Below are 20,078 nucleotides of genomic sequence, written 5' to 3'. Positions count from 1 at the left end.
TCCGTTTACGCGCAAGTACTTGCCGTGTAGAATAGAAGTGAAATTCATAAAGGGAAGGATGAATGTCATGTTTGAAAAAGTTTTAGTTGCCATCGATCAGTCAGATTTGAATGAAAAGATTTTAGAAGCTGCCGCAGAGTTGGCGAGTACACATGACGGGTTATTAACGCTCGTCAATGTGCATCAAAATCCAATTGCCCCTGCCTATCCATATGATGTGACACGCGATTACATTCAAGCGGTGAATGAAGGATTAACGAAAGAAAGTGAAGCGATGCTTGAGAAAGCGAAAGCAGTCGTGCTTGCTAAATATCCTTCTACAAATATTCAAACGTTATCATTATCAGGGAGTCCAGCTAAAGCAATGTTAGAATATGCTGAGCAAACGAATCAAGGGGTTATCGTAATCGGTAGTCGTGGATTACGAGGTATTAAAGGTATGTTGTTAGGCAGTGTTAGTTCGAAAATTGCCCAATTAGCAAAATGTCCCGTGATGATTATTCATTAAAATAAAATTAGTTTGTTCGAATTGAAGGGCGTAGCTTCTGCGAAACCTACACGAGCGGAATGTTTATTTTTTTCGCGCTTTGCAAAAAAATGAGATGAAGCTGTGCTCGCGAATAGCGTGGCCTAAAACAAAGAACGATACAAGTTACACATATGAAAAAAGGGTCGTCATGATTTCAATGTCATGACGCCCCTTTTTATTTGGTTAAGGTTTTGTCCTAGCTTTTTTTATGAAAATTTTTGATAAAAAAATTGTTCTTTAAAAAGTAAATCGCTTTCATAAGAAAGTTATATTTTGGAAGGTTTTTACAAAGTGATTATATTCATAAAATAGCTAATTTTTGATTTTAAAAGAAAAATATAAACATTAAATAGAATAATGATGTAAAAATGTATAGAAAAAATGCATAAAATAGAATATATTGTAATAAACGAGTGAGGCTTCATTCGTTTTAAATTGGGCAAGGGGGGATTGTATGGGTGTATTTAAACTTTTTGGAATCGAGATGAAAAAAGTGTTTAGTCGAAAAGGGCTTTTACTAGCTCTTTTAGGGGTCTTATTAATTCCAATTGTTTATGTCGCAACATTGTTGTCCGCAACCTGGGGGCCGTATGATAATGTGGATAACTTACCTGTCGCATTCGTAAATAAAGATACAGGTGGGGAATCAAATGGTAAGCCGATTAATGTCGGAAGTGATCTCGTCGACACATTAAAAGAAAGTAAATCATTGGGGTGGGACTTCGTTTCTGAAGACGAAGCAATGAAAGGTTTGAAGTCTCAAAAGTATTACATGGTCGTAGAAGTACCGGAGAACTTTTCACAAGAAGTAACGACGGTATTAGATGCTAATCCGAAAGTGCCAGAGTTACGTTACATTCAAAATGAAGGTATGAACTTCATGGCTTCGCAAGTGACGAATTCAGCTGTTGAAAAAATGCGTGAGCAACTTGGGGATAAAATTACTGCGACGTATGCACGTACAGTGTTTGCGAAATTTGCAGACGTAAAAGACGGTTTTGCAGATGGAGCTGACGGTGCGAAGCAGTTAAACGAAGGTGCAGGAAAATTAGCAGATGGAACGAATACTTTGTTAACATCGCTTACAGACAAATCAGCTGATATTAATAAATTAGCTATTGGAGCCAAAGCAGCAGAAACAGGTGCTGGGACGCTTGCTTCTTCTGTAGCAGGAGGAACTTCTAGCGTTGCGAAATTAGCAGACGGCTCAAGACAAGTGGCAGATGGCGCAACGAGTGTAAATAATGGTGCGAAACAATTAAGTAATGGTGCGAGTGCACTACAAGACGGAACGAGCCAAATTGCTGCAGGGTTAGGTAGTGCGAAAGATGGTTCGGGTCAAGTAGCCAATGGACTTTCTTCTCTTGAAAATGGTTCGGGTCAAGTATTAACGGGCTTACAATCACTGCAAGGTGGTTCGGGTCAAGTACTGGGCGGTTTGCAATCACTGCAAGGTGGTTCGGGTCAAGTGCTAGGTGGCTTACAATCACTACAAGGTGGTTCAGGTCAAGTACTAGGCGGCTTACAATCACTGCAAGGTGGTTCAGGTCAAGTACTAACAGGCTTACAATCACTACAAGGTGGTTCAGGTCAAGTGCTAGGCGGCTTACAATCACTGCAAGGTGGTTCGGGTCAAGTACTAACAGGTTTACAATCACTGCAAGGTGGTTCAGGTCAAGTATTAACAGGATTGAAAACGTTACAACCCGGATCAAAAGAAATTTTAGGTGGTTTACAATCTCTTCAAAAAGGTTCAGGGGATATGACAGCTGGCTTAAATGAATTAAAAACAGGTCAATCAAGTTTAGTAGCAGGTGCGCAAGCGGCACAAGCAGGTGCAGCCGCCATTGCAGCACCAATTAATACAAAGTTAAAACCAGGTGCAGATGCAGTAGCGGAAGGTGCAGCACAAATGCAACAACGCTTAGCGCAAGTGAAAGCAGCAGCAGCAGCGGGGCAGTTAGACGTTACAAAATTGCCTGGCTTAATTGATGAATTAAATGCGGGATTAGAACAAATTAAAGGTGGCGCAACACAAGTGAGCGGTGGTTTAGCGAGTGTTGGTAGCGGCGCAACTGAATTAAGTACGAAACTAGGTAGTTTAGTAGCTGGTCAGCAAAAAGTTTCTGCAGGCGTTGATAGCCTTGTAGGAGGACAAGCGAAAGTTTCAGGCGGTTTATCATCACTCGTAGCAGGTCAAACAAAAGCAGTAGCAGGTCTTGACCAACTCGTTTCAGGTCAATCAGCAGCAGTAGCGGGTGTGAATAAGCTAGTTGATGGTCAATCAGCAGCAGTAGCGGGTGTAAATAAATTAGTTGATGGTCAATCAGCAGCAGTAGCGGGTGTAAATAAATTAGTTGATGGTCAATCAGCAGCAGTAGAAGGTGTGAATAAGCTAGTTGATGGTCAATCAGCAGCAGTAGCGGGTGTGAATAAGCTAGTTGATGGTCAATCAGCAGCTGTAGCGGGTGTAGGTAAGTTAGTTGATGGTCAATCAGCAGCTGTAGCGGGCGTAGGCAAGTTAGTTGATGGTCAATCAACAGCTGTAGCCGGCATTAGCAAATTGAAAAATGGTTCAGATGCGTTAGATGCAGGACTTGGCAAACTTGTAGCAGGTCAAAGTAAAGTATCGACAGGTGTCTCTCAATTAAAAGATGGTAGCGATCAGCTTGCAACAGGAGCATCGAAATTATCAAATGGTGCGACACAAGTAGCAGATGGCAACGGGAAGCTTTTGAATTCTTGGGGCGCTCTTGAAAAAGGTTCATCTGATCTTAAAAATGGCTTAACACAAATTAGCGATGGGAATGCGACCGTTGCAACAGGTTGGAAAACGATGACAACGGGTGTAACGGCTTTAAATGACGGTACACAAGCATTACAAAAAGGTAGTGACAAACTAGCAACAGGCTTAAAAGGTGGCGAAGAACAAGTCGCAGCGGTACAACCAACCGACCAAAATATTGCGATGTTTGCTTCACCAGTAAAATTAAGCGGTCAAAAAGTAAATAGCTATTCATATTACCGTGATTCAACAGCACCGTACATTTTATCACTTGCACTGTTCGTTGGATTACTCGTTCTATCATTCTTCACGAAGTTCAAAAAACCAGCAGTTATGCCAAGTTCGGTATTTAGCTGGTATGCGAGTAAGTGGCTTCAATTAGGTTTGTTCGCAGTTATTCAAGCTATCGTATTAACGACGTTCTCTCTTCTCTTCTTAAAATTACACGTAGAGAGCGTATCATTGTTCATCTTATTTGCAATTGTTGCGAGTCTTGCCTTTATGTCCGTTATTTTCTTCTTAGTATCAGCATTCGGCAACTTAGGAAGATTTATTGCACTCGCATTTGTCGTACTACAGTTATCGATTACAGGCGCAAATTTACCAATTGCGATGTTACCAGAAAATCTACGTAACTTAAGTGAGTATTTACCGTTCACGTATTCAATTAAAGGATTTACTTCTGTAATTTCAACAGGTGATTTCAGTAGCATGTTTGCAAGTGTTGGCGTCTTGTTAATTTATTTAGTAGGAGCTTCTGCTTTAACGGGGATCGGTTTCCTATTAGGATATAAAACATTGTCTGCAAAATTTGCGAGCAAGTCATCTGAAGATAATGCAGCCGTGTAAAATGATTACGCAAATTTTCTAAATAGCGATTTAAACGACTAGTTTTCGATCATGAATCGAGAGCTAGTCGTTTTATTTTAATGATCTTTTTACATAGTGCTGACGCATAGCGTACGTATAATAACACAGTGCGGAAATATGAGTATAGGCGTTAGAGGATGTCTATTTCATCAATAAGTAATACAACGTTGCAACAACTACTAGGAAACTACAGTAGTCAGTCGAATACGAATGCAACAGATGCTACTACGAACACGCTTTTTCATTACTTGGAGCAGATTCAAGTAGTATAAGCAGCTTCGCATCATTATTAAGTAATTCAACGAGTACGACGTCAACGTCCGATTTATTAGCGGAGCGAAAACAATTCATTACACGAAAAAGGGTGCGGCGTCATAAAATCAGTTAACGGTAATTCAAAGTCAAATAGACGCAGTGAATGAAAAGTTAGCATTAGCTTTATCAAATGACGAATCGACGGATTATTCAAGTTTGTACAAATACAACATCAACGAGCAGTACCTCTTTAAACACTTCTTCGTCATTGCAACAACATCAAACGACAAATACCTAAATAACTACGGCGTGAAAATGGTTGAATCATTTTTTCATTTAATCATTTTCTTTTTTGTTGACGTCTTGAATTCGAGATGTTATTATTTATTTAGAATTCAAGATAAATCAATTCGAACTAATTGAATTCGAGATATGAGAGGTAGCAACAAATGAGCATTTTTAATAAATTATTCAAAAAGAAAGCAGAGGGAAATGACATGACTGAATTAAACATTGGTATTATTTTAGGATCTACACGTGAAGGACGCGTATCACCACAAGTGGGCGCTTGGGTAAAAGAGCTAGCAGACAAACGCGGTGACGCGAACTATACAGTAATTGATATTGCAGATTATAACTTACCATTATTAGGTACAGCTGAAGCGCCAGGAGCACAAGCATGGGCTGAAGTAATCGGTGCACAAGACGGTTTCGTATTCATCGTACAAGAATACAACCACTCAATCACAGGTGCATTGAAAAATGCATTAGATTACTTACAAGCACAATGGAACAACAAAGCAGCTGGTATCGTATCATACGGTTCAGTCGGCGGCGCACGCGCAGCTGAACATTTACGCGGCATTCTTGGCGAATTATTAGTAGCAGATGTTCGTGTACACCCAGCCCTTTCATTATTCACAGATTTCGAAAATGGTGCTTTCAAACCGAAAGACGTCCAAGCAGCTTCTGTTGGTCAAATGTTAGACCAAGTAATTCCTTGGGCAACAGCTTTAAAAACAATTCGCTAATAGCATATAAATTATTCATGAAAATGAATTTTCTTAAAAAGGAAGTTACGATCAGTGGCTTCCTTTTTTGTGTTTTTGAAGAGGACAATTTGAAAAAATGACGATTTAATAAAAAATGAAGAATAATTGAATTTACGATAATTAGACGGAGAAATTACGATAATATTCTTGTTTTCGTTGTATTTTTCAGAATAATATTACAATTTTAGATGAATATTCGTCAAAACCTTCAAAAAATACAGAAAATAGAGTAGAATGGGGAACAATAAATAATCCACAAGGAGTGTATTACATTGACGACAACTGTTAAACGCGCTTATAACTTAAATGCAGGTCCATCAGCATTACCGCTTGAAGTACTACAAAAAGCTCAAGAAGAGTTAGTAGATTTCAAAGGTGCTGGCATGTCTGTAATGGAGATGAGTCATCGTAGTAAAGAATATGACGAAGTACACACAGAAGCAATCGCACGCCTTAAAAAATTATTCGCTATACCTGATAATTATGAAGTTCTCTTTTTACAAGGTGGGGCGAGCTTACAGTTCACGATGCTTGCGATGAACTTTTTAAAAGAAGGTCAAACAGCAAGTTACGTACAAACAGGTTCTTGGTCTGAAAAAGCTTTTAAAGAAGCGAAACTTTTAGGCGATGCAAAAATTATTGCAAGTTCTAAAGACAACAACTATAAAAATATTCCTACTTTCGATGAGTTAACATTCAGCAAAGAAGATGCATACGTACATATTACATCGAATAATACGATTTTCGGTACGGAGTGGGCAGACTTCCCTGATACGGGAGATGTGCCACTTATAGCGGATATGTCGAGTGATATTTTATCTCGTCCCGTAGACATTTCTAAGTTTGCGATGATTTATGCAGGTGCCCAAAAAAATCTCGGCCCTTCAGGCGTAACGGTTGTCATCATACGTAAAGATTTCCTTGAAACAGCAGCAGACAACATTCCAACGATGTTGAAATATAAAACACACGCAGAAAAAAATTCACTTTACAACACGCCGCCAACTTTCGGCATTTACATGTTAGGTGAAGTGTTGAAGTGGGTTGAAGCGCAAGGTGGCGTAGAGGCAATTGCGAAACGTAATAAAGAAAAGGCAGCGCTCATTTACAATGTGATTGATCGTAGCGAAGGTTTCTATATAGGGCATGCAGTAGAAGATAGCCGCTCACTTATGAATATTACGTTCCGCGTTGCAGATGAAGATTTAGAAAAACAATTTTTTAGCGGAAGCGAAAGAAGCAGGTTTTGTAGGACTAGGCGGTCACCGTTCAGTCGGAGGATGTCGTGCATCTACATACAATGCCGTACCTGTAGAAACGTGTGAAGCGTTAGCGACATTTATGAAAGATTTCCAAGCGAAACATTAATCCTTTCATCCAAATTGTATTTTTGATATACTAGTGAAAGTCTAAAAAATGTAGATGAATGCAAGCCAATATATAAACGACGTAGAGCGATTTCGCTCTACGTCGTTTTTGTCGTTTTTAAGATTTTTGGAGGAGGGAAACTTTTTGGACGTATATAAAAACTTACGTGAAGGGGAAAAAGGTGCTTGGGTTAGTATTTTTACGTATCTCTTCTTAAGTGCATTAAAACTAACAATTGGATTTATCGGAACATCAGAAGCTTTAAAGGCCGATGGTTTAAACAATACGACAGATATTATCGCATCTGTTGCAGTTCTAGTAGGATTGCGTATTTCACAACGTCCGCCAGATGAAGATCACCACTATGGTCATTTACGTGCGGAGACAGTTTCTTCCTTGATTGCTTCATTTATTATGGCAGTTGTCGGATTACAAGTCGTGTTTAATGCAGCAAAAAGTTTCATCGAAGGGAAAGCGGAAGCCCCTTCTTTACTAACAGCGATCGTTGCGATTTTTTGTGGGATTGTGATGTATTTCGTTTACATGTACAATATTCGTTTAGCGAAACGTATTAAAAGTTCTGCTGTAAAAGCGGCTGCGTACGATAATCGTTCGGATGCAATTGTGAGTATCGGGACAGCCATCGGTATTTTAGCGGCAATTATCGGCTTCCCAGTTATTGACTCGATTACAGCGGTTATTGTCGGATTCATTATTATTAAAACAGCTTATGAGATTTTTGTTGAAGCTGTGCATACGTTGACGGACGGTTTTGATGAGCATGAATTAAAAGAAATCGAAGCGCTCATTCAAGAAGTAGACGGTGTTATTTTTGTAAAAGATACGAAAGGTCGTATGTCTGGTAACATGATGTTTTTAGACGTGACGATTACGGTAAATCCGAAAATGGACGTCGTACAAAGTCATCATATTACAGAAGTGATCGAGTCAGTTGTTCACGAATATAATTCATTTGCGGTGACGCTTGTGCATATAGAACCGGCGGATTATGCTACAATATAAATGGATGAAATTTATATAGGAGGCGGATACAATGGCAAATGCTCAAGCAGTTGAGATGGTTGTAACGCAAGGTTTAAACGTATTAAAATCAATGAACGGTTTATGGAATTTTTCAAATAAAAAATGAATAAAGCATCGGATGATTACACACGCTTTTTCGCAAATTTCCATTCTTTTGACGTCTACACATACATGGATCCAAACATTAACGAAAACGATGCGGTACAAGCTTTCCAAGCAAAAGTACAACAATTTAATGAACCGTATACACCTCTTCGTGTTAAACAACCAGCAGAAGTTGAAAGCAAGCAATCGAAAGCTTTATTTGAAGAAGCTGTAGAAGCTTTTAACACAATGGTGACTAATTTAGGTGCTGAAGATAAAGTCGTAGATGCACGTTTCTTATAAGTAAGCACAGTTTTATAAACATAAAAAACTTCTTTTCGCTCAACAGATTTCTTTGAGGGAAAAGAAGTTTTTTTTTGTTTGAAAATGATGGGAATGGACGTAAAAAAATAGCTAAAATTTATGAAAAATAGATGGTGAAAATGAGGAGAAATATGCTACACTATTTTTTAGCAAAAAACAACTTTGAAATATCGTATTACGTCAAATTTAAGCAAATTGATAACACAAATTAGACAACAATTTTCTGTTGAAAAGTACGATTTAAGTCGTTAAAATTAGTCTTACTGACACTCGAAGGGAGCAAGAAATGAAACTACATTTTTACACTGAACTAGAGCATCGTGAAATGCTTCAGAACTACACATTAACAGAGGAACAACTACACTTTACGACAGACCCAATGGTTGCATTAGAAATGGCTCAAAATGACCCATATCGCTACCCGCTAATTGCGACGGACGAAGGCGAGATTACAAATTTTTTAATGTTAGATGGCGATCAAGGTCGTAAATTATATTCAGATAATGAAAACGCCATTTTATTACGTGCCGTATCGACGGACTTTCATCATCAAGGAAAAGGTTATGCGAAGCGTGTTATGCAAATGTTACCTGACTTTGTAACAGAGCATTTTCCTCAAAAAAATGAGATCGTATTAGTCGTCAATATTTTCAACACAGCAGCGCAAGGCTTGTACCATGCAGTTGGATTTATCGATGAAGGTGTTCGCACGATGGGTGCAAAAGGCGAAGTTATTGTAATGCATTACAAAATAAAACAACAGGTGGCGATTTAACATGGACGATACCGCAAATAGTAGATAGGACTGACTTGAAAATAAATTCGAGCCGGTCCTTTTTATTTTGTGGATAACTTGCCGATATATAGGGTATGTATAATTAATTTCCATGAAGAGAGGATAAATGAAAATGATTGAAAACGTATTACATCCTGTCGTAAACAGACAAACGAAAGTAATGGTCGTCGGGTCTATGCCAGGAAAGCAATCACTAGAAAAACAACAATATTATGGAAATCCACGCAATCATTTTTGGCGAATTATTGGAGAACTTTTTGAAGAACCTGTACCTAATCAATACGACGAGAGATTGGCATGGTTGCTTGAACATCAAATTGGTTTGTGGGATTCAATTGCTACTTGTGAGCGAGAAGGTAGTTTAGATGCGAACATACATAACGAAATTCCGAATGATTTCCATTTATTTTTCGAAACGTATCCACAAATTGAAGCGATTGTTTTTAATGGTGGGAAGGCATTCGATGTATTTAAGAAGAAAATTGGCTTAGAAACGTTAGAAAATAGAGCGTATTATAAAATGCCATCTACGAGTCCTATTCCGGGAAAAAATGTAAAAAGTTTCGAAGAGAAAGTTCAAAGTTGGTCGACGTTAACAACATATGTTGGTTAAATAAAAGGCATCTTTTCTACTACTAGAAAAGATGCCTTTTGATGTGTTTTCGGGAAGATACGTTTTAAATGCACACATAAAGGAAATTTTATGAGTAAGAGAAGTTTCTTAACTAAACAGGAGGTAATTGAGATGAAAAAAACTTATAAGTTTGCTTTTCCTATTATTATAAGCTTGATGGCTATCACAATTGCGCCGTCCGCTAATGCAAAAAACGTATCCATTAATGAGCAATTGGAGCAAACAATTCAAACACCGCTTCATTTCCAATTGCCGACAAATGTTCCCGTTTCAAAGGGTTACTACTTAACTGCACAAACGAAAAAATAAAAAATGGTGAAGTGATTACGTATTATGAAGCGAAAAAGAAACTCGGTGTGAATACAAAAGCACTTTCAAAAACACCTAAAAAAGTAATCGCAAAACTTCAAATAAAAAATTACAATACATTTTCTAAAGCGAAAGATGAAGTAGGCTATATAAAATTCACGAAAAAAAGTGGTCAAAAACAAAAACTGACAGCTCAAATTGAAGCGTACCAAGATGCAGGTGCGGGACAGTTGTATACGTCTTGGAATGAAGGACGTTGGGCATTGACGACACACAGTTATACGAATAAACAAGACCAAGGTGTCGCATTAGCGAAAACGACGGTCGCATATTTGGATAAAAAAAGTTTACCTGTTCCGAAACAATACGGAGCTATTCAATTAGATGCAGTCGGTAAAAATCACCGTCTCGTATTACAACGTGATCAACAAATTATTCAACTTAGCTCTGTTCAAAAACCGATGACGTTATTACAAATTGCTACATCAATGAAATAACAAGAGACTATGTCAAAATCGTAGTCAATAAGAAAAAACACGTCCAAATGTATAAAATATTTGGACGTGTTTTTTGATGGATAAAATTGAATCGTTCCACGCCATACACGGGGGGACCGTTCGTTAAATACAGCTTAAAAGAAGTGTCCTTTCGTAAATCAGTTTCCTAGCCCACTCTTTTTTCATTTACGGATTGTTCTAGCCGCTCTAACGATTCATGATTTGCTGAAAAGATAGTTCATTGGATACATTTACACAGGCTATTCACCGGAGTAGAATAACTACAAATTTCAAATCGTTTCTAAATCGCTGAAGTGAAAACGCGGGGGAACCAATTTTGTGAAGCATTGCTTCTTGGGGTGAATCCATTGATAAATGGTAAGGCTACTTATGGTCTGAATCCGACAGCTAACCTCGTAAGCGTTCGTAAGGAGAAGGCAACTCCTTTTATTTGGTGTTGCTTTTTTTTATACACACAGCATTGGAAACTTACTCTTTTTGGAGAAGGTGTGGCATATGTTTTGGAAACGTTTCGTCATAGGAAAACCATTAAAATCAAATACACTAAGTGAACAGCGATTAACGAAAAAGAAAGCGCTCGCCATTTTATCATCAGATGCTTTGTCATCTGTCGCATATGGACCAGAGCAAATTTTCATCGCGTTAATGGTCGTTGGAACGGCAGCGTTCGTATATTCTATTCCGATCGCAATCGCCATTTTTATTTTATTGTTAACGCTCATTTTATCGTACCGTCAAATTATCCATACGTATCCACACGGTGGTGGGGCGTATGCTGTATCGAAAGAAAATATTGGTAACAATGCAGGGCTTGTTGCCGGAAGTTCTTTACTCATTGATTATATGTTGACGGTTGCTGTTAGTGTTTCAGCAGGAGCGGATGCTATTACGTCGGCATTCCCTTCGTTACAAGCACATAATTTACTATTGTCGATTATTTTCGTCGTAATTCTCATGCTCGTAAATTTGCGTGGTATTAATGAATCGGCAACGATTTTAATGTATCCAGTTTACGGATTCATCGGCATCATGTTTTGGTTGTTACTTGTCGGCACATATAAAGTGATGACGGGGCAAGTAGTAGATGCACCGCAAGTAGCACAGCACTTTTCAACGATTTCCTTATTAATTGTTTTAAAAGCATTCGCATCAGGTAGCTCCGCGTTAACAGGAGTAGAAGCGATTTCAAACGCGGTGCCAAACTTTAAAAAATCAGAAGAAAAAAATGCACAAACGACGCTCGTCATGATGGGAATTATTCTCGCGTGCTTGTTTTTAGGAATCGTTTGGTTAAGCTACGCTTTTCATCTCGTACCACAAGCAAACAATACACTCGTATCACAACTGGCGAGCTATGTATTTGGGCATCATACGATGTATTATATCGTCCAAGGCGTAACGGCGGTTTTATTAGTCATTGCAGCAAATACAGGATTTTCAGCATTTCCAATGCTTGCTGTAAACTTATCGAAAGATCATTATTTACCACGAATGTTTCAAGCACGTGGTGATCGACTCGGATACTCAAATGGCATTATCACATTGAGTATCGGGGCAATCATCATTTTAATTTTATTTAAAGGGAATACGAGTCAACTCATTCCGCTTTATGCCGTGGGAGTTTTCATTCCATTTACACTCGCACAGCTTGGCATGCTTCTTCGATGGGGGCGCAGTCGTCCGAAAGGTTGGTTCGTAAAAGGTACTATTAACTTTATCGGAGCGTTGTTAAGTACGAGCGTCATTGTTATTTTTATCGTAACGAAAACAGCATACGTTTGGCCAATTTTTGTTTTATTACCGGTGATTGTCTACATCCTTCACCGTATACGAGCACATTTAATCGCAGTCGGTGAAAAAATGGCTGTCACAGAACCATTCCTACGAGAAGATGGACAGCGTTACTTCATTTTACCGGTGACGAGCATTAATCAAATTACACAATATACTTTGCATTATGCGATGCAATTAAAACCAGATCGAATTATTGCTGTGCATATCGCGTTTGACAAAGAAGCGGCTCATCTGTTTGAACAACAGTGGAAAGAGTGGCAACCAAACATTCGATTAATCATCGTTCAGTCGCCATACCGGACAGTCGTTCAACCGATGGAACGGGTAATTCATCATATTCAAAAAATGACAGATATACAAAGAACACAAATGTCTGTCATCGTTCCACAACTTATTCCGACGAAATGGTGGCAGTACGTTTTGCACAATCAAACGGGGATGTTACTTCGGATGGCTCTGTTATATAAAAAAGGTGTAACAGTCATAACTGTTCCATATCACATAGGTTTACAAACGAAAAAATAGGGAATATAGTATTTGTTAAGCAAATTAAATGAGACATTTTTAAAGCGAAGTAGGATTTTCCTTAATCGTAAATGCTTATATTGCTTAAATTCTATATTAAAAAGGAGTGAAGTTCATATGAGACTGTTAGTATTCTTTGGAGGATTAATTTTATTATTAATCGGTTTAACACATCCACTAGGTATCGTTCAATCAACGACAGTGGAGTACGTTCTTTACGCCGGTATTATCATTTTTGCCATTGGTATTTTAATGTTACCGGGTAAAAGCGAAGCTGAAAAAAATTCTGAACGTCAATAGTATAAAGTAATAAATGAAAACCCTCGAAATCCATAAATGGATTTCGAGGGTTTTTCTGTGTAGAGCAAAACGTGATACGATAAGAAAAAATAAAAAGGTAGGTGTACGATGAATAAAGGAGCAGCGTTTCAAATGATTTTGTCGATGGCGATTTTCGGTTCGATTGGCTTTTTCACGCGTAAGACAGGTATTAGCGCAGAAGCACTCGTCTTCGTTCGATGTATTTGTGCGACAATTTTTTTAATGAGTATTTGGTTTATTGTCGGACAATATAAAAAAGAAACATGGCTAAAAAAAGAAGTGCTTCAAACACTTTTTTGTGGCGTATTTCTTGTTTTGAATTGGGTATTCTTATTTAAGGCATTTGAAGCGATGTCTATTTCAGCAGCGATTTCGATTTACAATTTAGCCCCGATTTTCGTTTTAGTCATGGGAACAATTTTTTTGAACGAACGAATAAATATACAATCGGTTTTAGCAGTTACGTGCTGTTTTATCGGAAGTTTGCTCGTTGTCGGCTTACGAGAATTTTCTTCTGTGGATAACTTTTTAAATTCCGGCTTCATTTGGGCGATTTTATCAGCGCTTTGTTATGCGATGACAATGGTTTTAGGAAAAGGTATTCAACAATTAAGTGCCTATGCGACGACATTTTTACAAACGATTGTCGGAATCATCATCCTTGCTCCAATCGTGTCTTTCAGTGAATTCCAAGGATTGACGACATCGAACTGGCTGTACATATTAGGAACAGGATTTATTCATACGGGATTCGTTTATTATTTATTTTTCAATAGCTTACGATATTTATCGGCACTCATGACGTCCGCACTCGTCTTCGTAGATCCGCTCGTTGCGATTGCTTTGGATGTGACGATTCTTGATTTTAGACCGAGCGTATTGCAAATGCTCGGTATGATTTTTATTTTCGGTGGGATTGTTTATACGCTTTTAAAACCTGTACCGGCGAAAGAAAATACAAACGCAATATAAAAAGAGAGAAGCTTGATTTTAAATCAAGCTTCTCTTTTGCGTATTATAAAGACTTCGTCATTAAAACGTGTTCAATGCCCGCGTCTAAAAAAACGTCAGATTGTACGGTGTAGCCAAGTTTTTCATAAAAGCCAATCGCATGCACTTGCGCGTCTAATTTCGTTTTTTGTGCGCCGAGTTGTTTCGCAAGCGTTTCAAGTTCAGCAATAATAAGACGTCCAATACCGAATTGGCGCATGTCTTTTAATACGGCGACGCGTTGTAGCTTTCCGTACTGCTCGATTAAACGAACGCGACCTGTGCCTACCGCTTCATCTTCATTCGTCGTAATGAGTAGGTGACGGCAAGGTCCGTCTAATACGTCTAATTCATCGACCTCGTCTTCTAATGGTACGTGTTGTTCTTCTACGAACACTTTTTTTCGAATCGTTAATGCGCGTTGTAATTGTTGTTCATTTTCAATAACAATCGTTTCAAAATGCATGAAATGCCCTCCTTCAAAATAGGGGTTGTGTTCATTATACGAAATTTATAAACAGAAGCGAAATCTACACTTTGGCAACGTTGTAAAAATACGTTACTATTATAGAGTTAGACAAAAAGAAAGGGAGTTGTGACATGGGGCAACCAAACTCACAACCAGTCGAAGATATTAGTACGGCAAAACTAATGTGGAAATTAACACGCCCACATACGTTAACAGCAACGTTCTCTCCTGTTATTTTAGGGACGGCACTTGCTTTATTCGATACGAAAATCGATTGGTTATTATTCGTAGCGATGCTCGTTTGCTGCTTATGCTTACAGATCGCAACAAATTTATTTAATGAATACTATGACTTTAAAAGAGGTCTCGATACAGTAGATTCAGTAGGGATTGGTGGCGCACTCGTACGCCACGGTACGAAACCATCTTCTGTACTTGCTTTTGCACTTGTACTGTATGCGATGGCGATGGCAATTGGCGTCTACATTTGTATGGCAAGCAGCTGGTGGCTCGTAGTCATCGGTTTAATTGGGATGGCAATTGGCTACTTATACACAGGTGGTCCGTTCCCAATCGCTTATACACCTTTCGGTGAATTGTTCGCAGGACTTGCAATGGGGATTGGTTTTATTCTAATTGCTTACTTCATTCAAACAGGGGATGTAAGCTGGACAAGCTTCCTCGTATCTGTTCCTTTAGGTATTTTAGTGGGAGGCATTAATATGTCGAACAATATTCGTGATATTAAAGAAGATACGATTGGTGGACGTAAAACGTTAGCAATTTTACTCGGCCGTAAACATGCGATTACAGCATTAGCAATCAGCTTCATCATCTCATACGCATGGATTATCGCATTAGTTATTATGGGACAAGTTAGTCCATGGTTACTCGTTGTGTTAATTAGTATTCCAAAACCGATTGCAGCAATTAAAAACTTCCGCGAAGGCGAAGGAATTCCACAAAAACAAGGACTTGCGATGAAGTCTACAGCGATGACGAATACATTTTTCGGCTTGCTGTTATCAATTGGCTTAATTATTGCGTACTTAATTAACTAACAAGAAAACTACTCTTTTTTGTAAAAGGGTAGTTTTTTTATGTGTTCACAAAGTATGTGGCATGTAAACGTGCAACACAAAAGTGTATGAAAATATGCTATGATACATCAGTTATTATTTACAGAAAATAGGGGTGTATGTATGGAAGCAGTGAAAGAAAAACTGCATTTATTCACATTGACGTGGCCGATCTTTTTAGAGATGTTGCTATTTATGTTAATGGGGATTGTGGATACGTTAATGTTAAGTAAATTGGCAGACGATGCCGTAGCAGGTGTCGGGACGGCTAACCAATTTATTCACGTGACGATTTTAGTTTTAGAAGTAATCGGTAACGGTGCTTCGATTGTCGTCGCACAATATATCGGGTCAAGAAGGTTTGACGAAGTACCTAAAATTGCGGCTGTCGCCATCGTTTTAAATTTATTTTTCGGACTGATTATGAGTGGGATTTTCTTATTATTTTCAAATTCGATGATGGCCGCGATGAATTTACATGGGGATGTTTTACAATACGCTGAGCAATATTTAATTATTATTGGCGGAGGGATTTTCCTTCAAGCGTTGATTAATGCAACAGCAGCCATCGTACGTGTGCATAGCTTTACGAAACAAGCGATGTACGTGTCACTCGGCATGAACATTTTGCATATCATCTTGAATTACATATTGATTTTTGGACATTTTGGTGCACCAGCTTTAGGTGTTCAAGGAGCGGCGATTTCTTCTGTAATTAGTAGAGGACTTGCACTAATCGTTTTTTGTTGGTTACTGTATCGTGTATTATCAGTGAAAATTCAGTGGGGCGATTTTATCGCTATGCCGATGAATTATATGAAGAAAATATTTAAAATTGGTATTCCTTCAGCGCTTGAACAAGCGTTGTATCAAATGTGCCAAATCGTTTTAATGTATTACGTGACGTATCTTGGTGCAGAAGCGCTTGCGGCACGACAATATGCGTACAATATTTCAATGTTTACGTATTTATTTGCGCTAGCAATTGGTGCAGGTACAGCGATTATTATCGGAAGATACGTCGGTGCGGGTATGAAAGAGGAAGCGTATCATCAACTATGGCGAAGCGTTAGATGGGCATTGAGCTTAACGGTCGTATCTGTCATCGTCGTCATCATTTTTAGAGAGCAATTAATGAGTATTTTCACATCAAATAAGGAAGTCATTAAAATTGGTGCGAGCGTCTTATTATTAAGTATTTTCCTTGAAACGGGTCGTACGTTTAATATTACGATTATTAATACGCTACGGGCAGCCGGGGATGCGACATTTCCGTTGATTTTAGGATTCTTCTCGATGGTATGTATGAGTTTGCCTTTAGGCTATTTCCTCGTATTCCATTTAAATATGGGCTTACCAGGTGTATGGTTAGCTATTGCTGCCGATGAGTGGTGTCGAGGCATCATCGTCATGATTCGTTGGAAGAGTCGCAAATGGGAACGTCATATTCTCGTTTCACCGAAGTAACATGGTATACTTACAACGAGAGACATGCGAATAATTATATAAGCAATTTAAAAGAGAAATCGCTTTAAAGAGTGGTTTTTCTTTTTATTTACACGTCATAAAAATAAGTAAAGAGGTGTTACGATGGGATTATCTAAAAAAGAGCGTGCCATTACGTATTTCAAAGAAAATGAAGCATTATTACAATGTCCTGTTTGTCATGAAGCGATGCACGTAGAAGAAAATGGGACGGTTTGTTGCGACGGGCGTCATATGTTTGATATGGCGAAGCAAGGATACGTCAATATGATGACACATGCTGTGACGTCTATGTATGACAAATCGCTTTTTGAAGCGAGAAAACAAGTAATCGATAGCAATTTATATGAAGCGGTATACGCGGTCATTTTAAATGAATTGCACGATGTAAAAACGATATTAGATACAGGGTGTGGTGAAGGGTCTCATTTAGATCAATTGCAACGACGTGCTACGGAACAATTCGTTGCGTCAGGTATTGATATCGCAAAAGAAGGTATCGTCCAAGCGGCAAAAAATTATCCAGATATGATGTGGATCGTCGGAGACTTGGCGAAAAGTCCTTATGCTTCACAAAGTTTCGATTGTATTTTAAACTTTTTATCCCCTGCCAATTATACGGAATTCCGTCGTTTATTAACGGATACAGGAAAAGTAATTAAAATTGTGCCGCAAGAAGGCTATTTACATCAGCTAAGAGAGCTTTTCTTTGCGGATTCTTCAAAGGAATCGTATTCAAATGAAAAAACCGTTACACGCTTCCGAGAAAACTTTGAAAATGTTACCGTTCATCGCGTGACGAAAACGATGCCGATTACGAAAGAATTAGGACCATTACTCGCACATATGACGCCAATGGGCTGGCATCAAGAAAAAGAAATCGAAGCAGGGAAATTAACTGAAATTACGATTGATGTTGACGTGTTAATTGGCTACTAATCGCCGTTTAAAAATACGTATGCAGGGAAAATATTGATGAGGTGAATACGATATGAATTATGTTGTAATTGGTGGAGATGCAGCGGGTATGAGCGCGGCGATGGAAATTTATCGTCACGATTCAGAAGCACACATTATTACATTAGAGAAAGGCTTCCATTATTCATATGGACAATGTGGATTGCCGTATGTATTAGATGGACGTATTGAAAATGCAGAGGACGTCGTGCACAAAACAGCGGCGCAGTTTAAAGATAAATACGGAATTGATACGCGAGAAGGGCATTGTGTAACAGCTGTTCATCCGAAAGAGAAGACGGTTTCGGGTTTCGATGTACAAACGAAAGAAACTTTTGAAATTGCTTATGATCGATTGATTATTGCGACAGGCGCAAGCCCAAAAAAAGTGTTGAAAGACGAAGCATATAATTTAGATGGCATTTACTTCTTCAAAACAATTCCGCAAACGAAACAACTGCAACAAGCGATAAACGATGCGGAAGTTGTGACGATTATCGGAGGCGGTTACATCGCTTTAGAATTAGCAGAGACGTTAACGATGGCAGGCAAAAAAGTACGTATGCTTATTCGTAGTCAACAAGTTGTTAGCTTTTTAGAAAGCGATTTTGCGGAAATGATTCACGAAGAGCTACGCCAAAAAGGTGTCGACGTATTATTCAATGAACAACTCGTATCATACGATGGTAACGATCACGTATCATCTGTGACGACAACGACAGCTACGTACGACACGGATATTGTCATTGAAGCGGTCGGTGTAAAACCGAGTACGGATTTCGTGAAAGACTCAGGTATTCATATGTTGAAAAATGGTGCAATCGTCGTCGATTCCCATATGGAAACGAACATCCCATCGATTTATGCGGCGGGTGATTGTGCGACACATTATCACATCATTAAAGGACAAAATACGTATTTACCACTCGGCACGACAGCGAATAAACAAGGACGTATTGCAGGATTAAATATGGCAAGTATCCCAGAACAATTTAAAGGAATCGTCGGGTCAGCTATTTTAAAATGTTTTGATCTTGAAATCGGTACGACAGGTTTAATCGAAAAAGAATTAAAAGATTTGAACATTCCATATGAAGTTGTGACATTTGAAACCGGCAATCATGCAGGCTACTATCCAAATGTTGAAAAATTACATTTGAAAATGTACTGGCACAAAGATGACCAGCAACTTTTAGGATTACGTGTCATCGGTAAGAAAGGTGTCGATAAACGTATTGATGTATTTGCAACAGCGTTGTATCATGCGTCTACATTACGCCAATTAATCGATTTAGATTTAAGCTATGCACCACCATTTAACTCTGTGTGGGATCCTATTCAACAATTAGCAAAACGTCAATTTTAATGAGGTGATGTAATGACAATGGAAATCCGAATTTTAAATCAACGAGATGCAGAGAACTATTGGCAGTTACGAAAAGAAGCATTAAAACAAGATCCGAGTGCTTTCGGTGAAACGTATTCGGAAGCAACGAGCTATGATGACCCTGTAGAGAGGGTAACGGAGACGATTAACAAAGAGCATGAGCATATTTTTGGTGCGATTATTGATGGTCAGTTGCTTGGCATCGCCACGCTATCTCTCGGTACGACATTTAAAACGGAACATCGAGGATATATTGGCTCGGTTTACGTATCTCCAAAAGCACGTGGTAATGGAGCCGGCAAAGCAATTATACAAGCAATCATCGACTGGTCAAAAGTACATGATGTGAATAAACTTGATTTAGGTGTGTTCGTTAATAATGAACCAGCGTTTGAGTTGTATAAGAAAATGGGCTTTGACTTAATCGGTATCGATAAAAGTTCGGTTAAAGATGAGAGCGGTACTTTTTTAGATGAGTATTTAATGACCTACTTACTATAAAA

The 20,078-nt window shown here is 38.6% G+C and carries 19 protein-coding genes, 1 pseudogene and 1 riboswitch; of the genes and pseudogenes, 19 read left to right on the top strand and 1 reads right to left on the bottom strand.

The features are described 5' to 3' along the window. Window positions 1-67 precede the first annotated feature (67 nt). The 14 genes and pseudogenes from KSHG_RS13185 (at window position 68) to KSHG_RS13120 (ending at window position 14,180) form a co-directional block, all read left to right on the top strand. Entirely contained in the window at window positions 68-508 is a 441-nt protein-coding gene (locus KSHG_RS13185) for a universal stress protein (RefSeq protein WP_010307727.1), read from the top strand. A gap of 475 nt (window positions 509-983) precedes the next feature. Further along, window positions 984-4,163, top strand: a complete 3,180-nt coding sequence (locus KSHG_RS13180; protein ID WP_010307724.1) for a YhgE/Pip family protein — start codon at window positions 984-986, stop codon at window positions 4,161-4,163. 158 nt (window positions 4,164-4,321) lie between these two features. Beyond that, the gene (locus tag KSHG_RS19020; protein ID WP_261797784.1) at window positions 4,322-4,456 is read left to right on the top strand and encodes a hypothetical protein; all 135 of its coding nucleotides are present in this window, start codon (window positions 4,322-4,324) and stop codon (window positions 4,454-4,456) included. A gap of 432 nt (window positions 4,457-4,888) precedes the next feature. Continuing rightward, the gene (locus tag KSHG_RS13175) at window positions 4,889-5,470 is read left to right on the top strand and encodes an NADPH-dependent FMN reductase (RefSeq protein WP_010307721.1); all 582 of its coding nucleotides are present in this window, start codon (window positions 4,889-4,891) and stop codon (window positions 5,468-5,470) included. Window positions 5,471-5,763: 293 nt separating this feature from the next. Then, window positions 5,764-6,859 (top strand): annotated as a pseudogene (serC, locus tag KSHG_RS17050) (3-phosphoserine/phosphohydroxythreonine transaminase). A 144-nt stretch (window positions 6,860-7,003) separates the two neighbouring features. After that, the gene (locus tag KSHG_RS13165; RefSeq protein ID WP_010307715.1) at window positions 7,004-7,882 is read left to right on the top strand and encodes a cation diffusion facilitator family transporter; all 879 of its coding nucleotides are present in this window, start codon (window positions 7,004-7,006) and stop codon (window positions 7,880-7,882) included. Window positions 7,883-8,005: 123 nt separating this feature from the next. After that, entirely contained in the window at window positions 8,006-8,290 is a 285-nt protein-coding gene (locus tag KSHG_RS13155; protein ID WP_010307510.1) for a hypothetical protein, read from the top strand. Between the two features lie 307 nt (window positions 8,291-8,597). Beyond that, a complete protein-coding gene (locus KSHG_RS13150) occupies window positions 8,598-9,086 on the top strand; it encodes a GNAT family N-acetyltransferase (RefSeq protein ID WP_010307506.1) in 489 nt (162 codons plus the stop codon). A gap of 133 nt (window positions 9,087-9,219) precedes the next feature. After that, window positions 9,220-9,720, top strand: a complete 501-nt coding sequence (locus KSHG_RS13145) for a DNA-deoxyinosine glycosylase (protein ID WP_010307504.1) — start codon at window positions 9,220-9,222, stop codon at window positions 9,718-9,720. A 132-nt stretch (window positions 9,721-9,852) separates the two neighbouring features. After that, window positions 9,853-10,050: a hypothetical protein gene (locus tag KSHG_RS13140; protein ID WP_010307502.1), complete on the top strand. Its 198-nt coding sequence runs from the start codon at window positions 9,853-9,855 to the stop codon at window positions 10,048-10,050. Between the two features lie 11 nt (window positions 10,051-10,061). Then, complete coding sequence (locus tag KSHG_RS17650; protein ID WP_010307499.1) at window positions 10,062-10,547, top strand: hypothetical protein; 486 nt, start codon at window positions 10,062-10,064, stop codon at window positions 10,545-10,547. Between the two features lie 297 nt (window positions 10,548-10,844). Next, a riboswitch (cyclic di-AMP (ydaO/yuaA leader) is annotated at window positions 10,845-10,985 on the top strand. A 78-nt stretch (window positions 10,986-11,063) separates the two neighbouring features. Beyond that, window positions 11,064-12,887, top strand: a complete 1,824-nt coding sequence (locus tag KSHG_RS13130; protein WP_010307495.1) for an APC family permease — start codon at window positions 11,064-11,066, stop codon at window positions 12,885-12,887. A 117-nt stretch (window positions 12,888-13,004) separates the two neighbouring features. Then, window positions 13,005-13,187, top strand: a complete 183-nt coding sequence (locus KSHG_RS13125) for a hypothetical protein (RefSeq protein WP_010307493.1) — start codon at window positions 13,005-13,007, stop codon at window positions 13,185-13,187. A 108-nt stretch (window positions 13,188-13,295) separates the two neighbouring features. Next, window positions 13,296-14,180 (top strand): DMT family transporter, encoded by an 885-nt coding sequence (locus KSHG_RS13120; RefSeq protein WP_010307492.1) that lies wholly within the window; start codon window positions 13,296-13,298, stop codon window positions 14,178-14,180. Between the two features lie 43 nt (window positions 14,181-14,223). On the opposite strand, the gene KSHG_RS13115 is transcribed toward KSHG_RS13120, so the two are convergent. Beyond that, window positions 14,224-14,664, bottom strand: coding sequence for a GNAT family N-acetyltransferase (locus KSHG_RS13115; protein ID WP_010307491.1), 441 nt, complete (start codon window positions 14,662-14,664; stop codon window positions 14,224-14,226). A 134-nt stretch (window positions 14,665-14,798) separates the two neighbouring features. On the opposite strand from KSHG_RS13115, the gene KSHG_RS13110 reads away from it, so the two are divergent. From KSHG_RS13110 to KSHG_RS13090, 5 genes are all read left to right on the top strand, one after another. Continuing rightward, a complete protein-coding gene (locus tag KSHG_RS13110) occupies window positions 14,799-15,728 on the top strand; it encodes a 1,4-dihydroxy-2-naphthoate polyprenyltransferase (protein WP_010307489.1) in 930 nt (309 codons plus the stop codon). Between the two features lie 141 nt (window positions 15,729-15,869). After that, window positions 15,870-17,213: an MATE family efflux transporter gene (locus tag KSHG_RS13105; protein WP_010307486.1), complete on the top strand. Its 1,344-nt coding sequence runs from the start codon at window positions 15,870-15,872 to the stop codon at window positions 17,211-17,213. Window positions 17,214-17,336: 123 nt separating this feature from the next. Then, window positions 17,337-18,170: a putative RNA methyltransferase gene (locus KSHG_RS13100; protein ID WP_010307484.1), complete on the top strand. Its 834-nt coding sequence runs from the start codon at window positions 17,337-17,339 to the stop codon at window positions 18,168-18,170. 52 nt (window positions 18,171-18,222) lie between these two features. After that, window positions 18,223-19,554 (top strand): FAD-dependent oxidoreductase, encoded by a 1,332-nt coding sequence (locus KSHG_RS13095; RefSeq protein WP_010307483.1) that lies wholly within the window; start codon window positions 18,223-18,225, stop codon window positions 19,552-19,554. Between the two features lie 12 nt (window positions 19,555-19,566). Then, a complete protein-coding gene (locus KSHG_RS13090; RefSeq protein ID WP_010307482.1) occupies window positions 19,567-20,076 on the top strand; it encodes a GNAT family N-acetyltransferase in 510 nt (169 codons plus the stop codon). The last annotated feature ends 2 nt before the right edge of the window (window positions 20,077-20,078 follow it).

Origin of the sequence: Kurthia senegalensis (assembly GCF_000285595.1) — a bacterium.
In the GTDB taxonomy this organism is placed as follows: Bacteria; Bacillota; Bacilli; order Bacillales_A; family Planococcaceae; genus Kurthia; species Kurthia senegalensis.
Note: the sequence above shows the minus strand (reverse complement) of the source record. Positions and strands in the feature narration are given on the sequence as shown.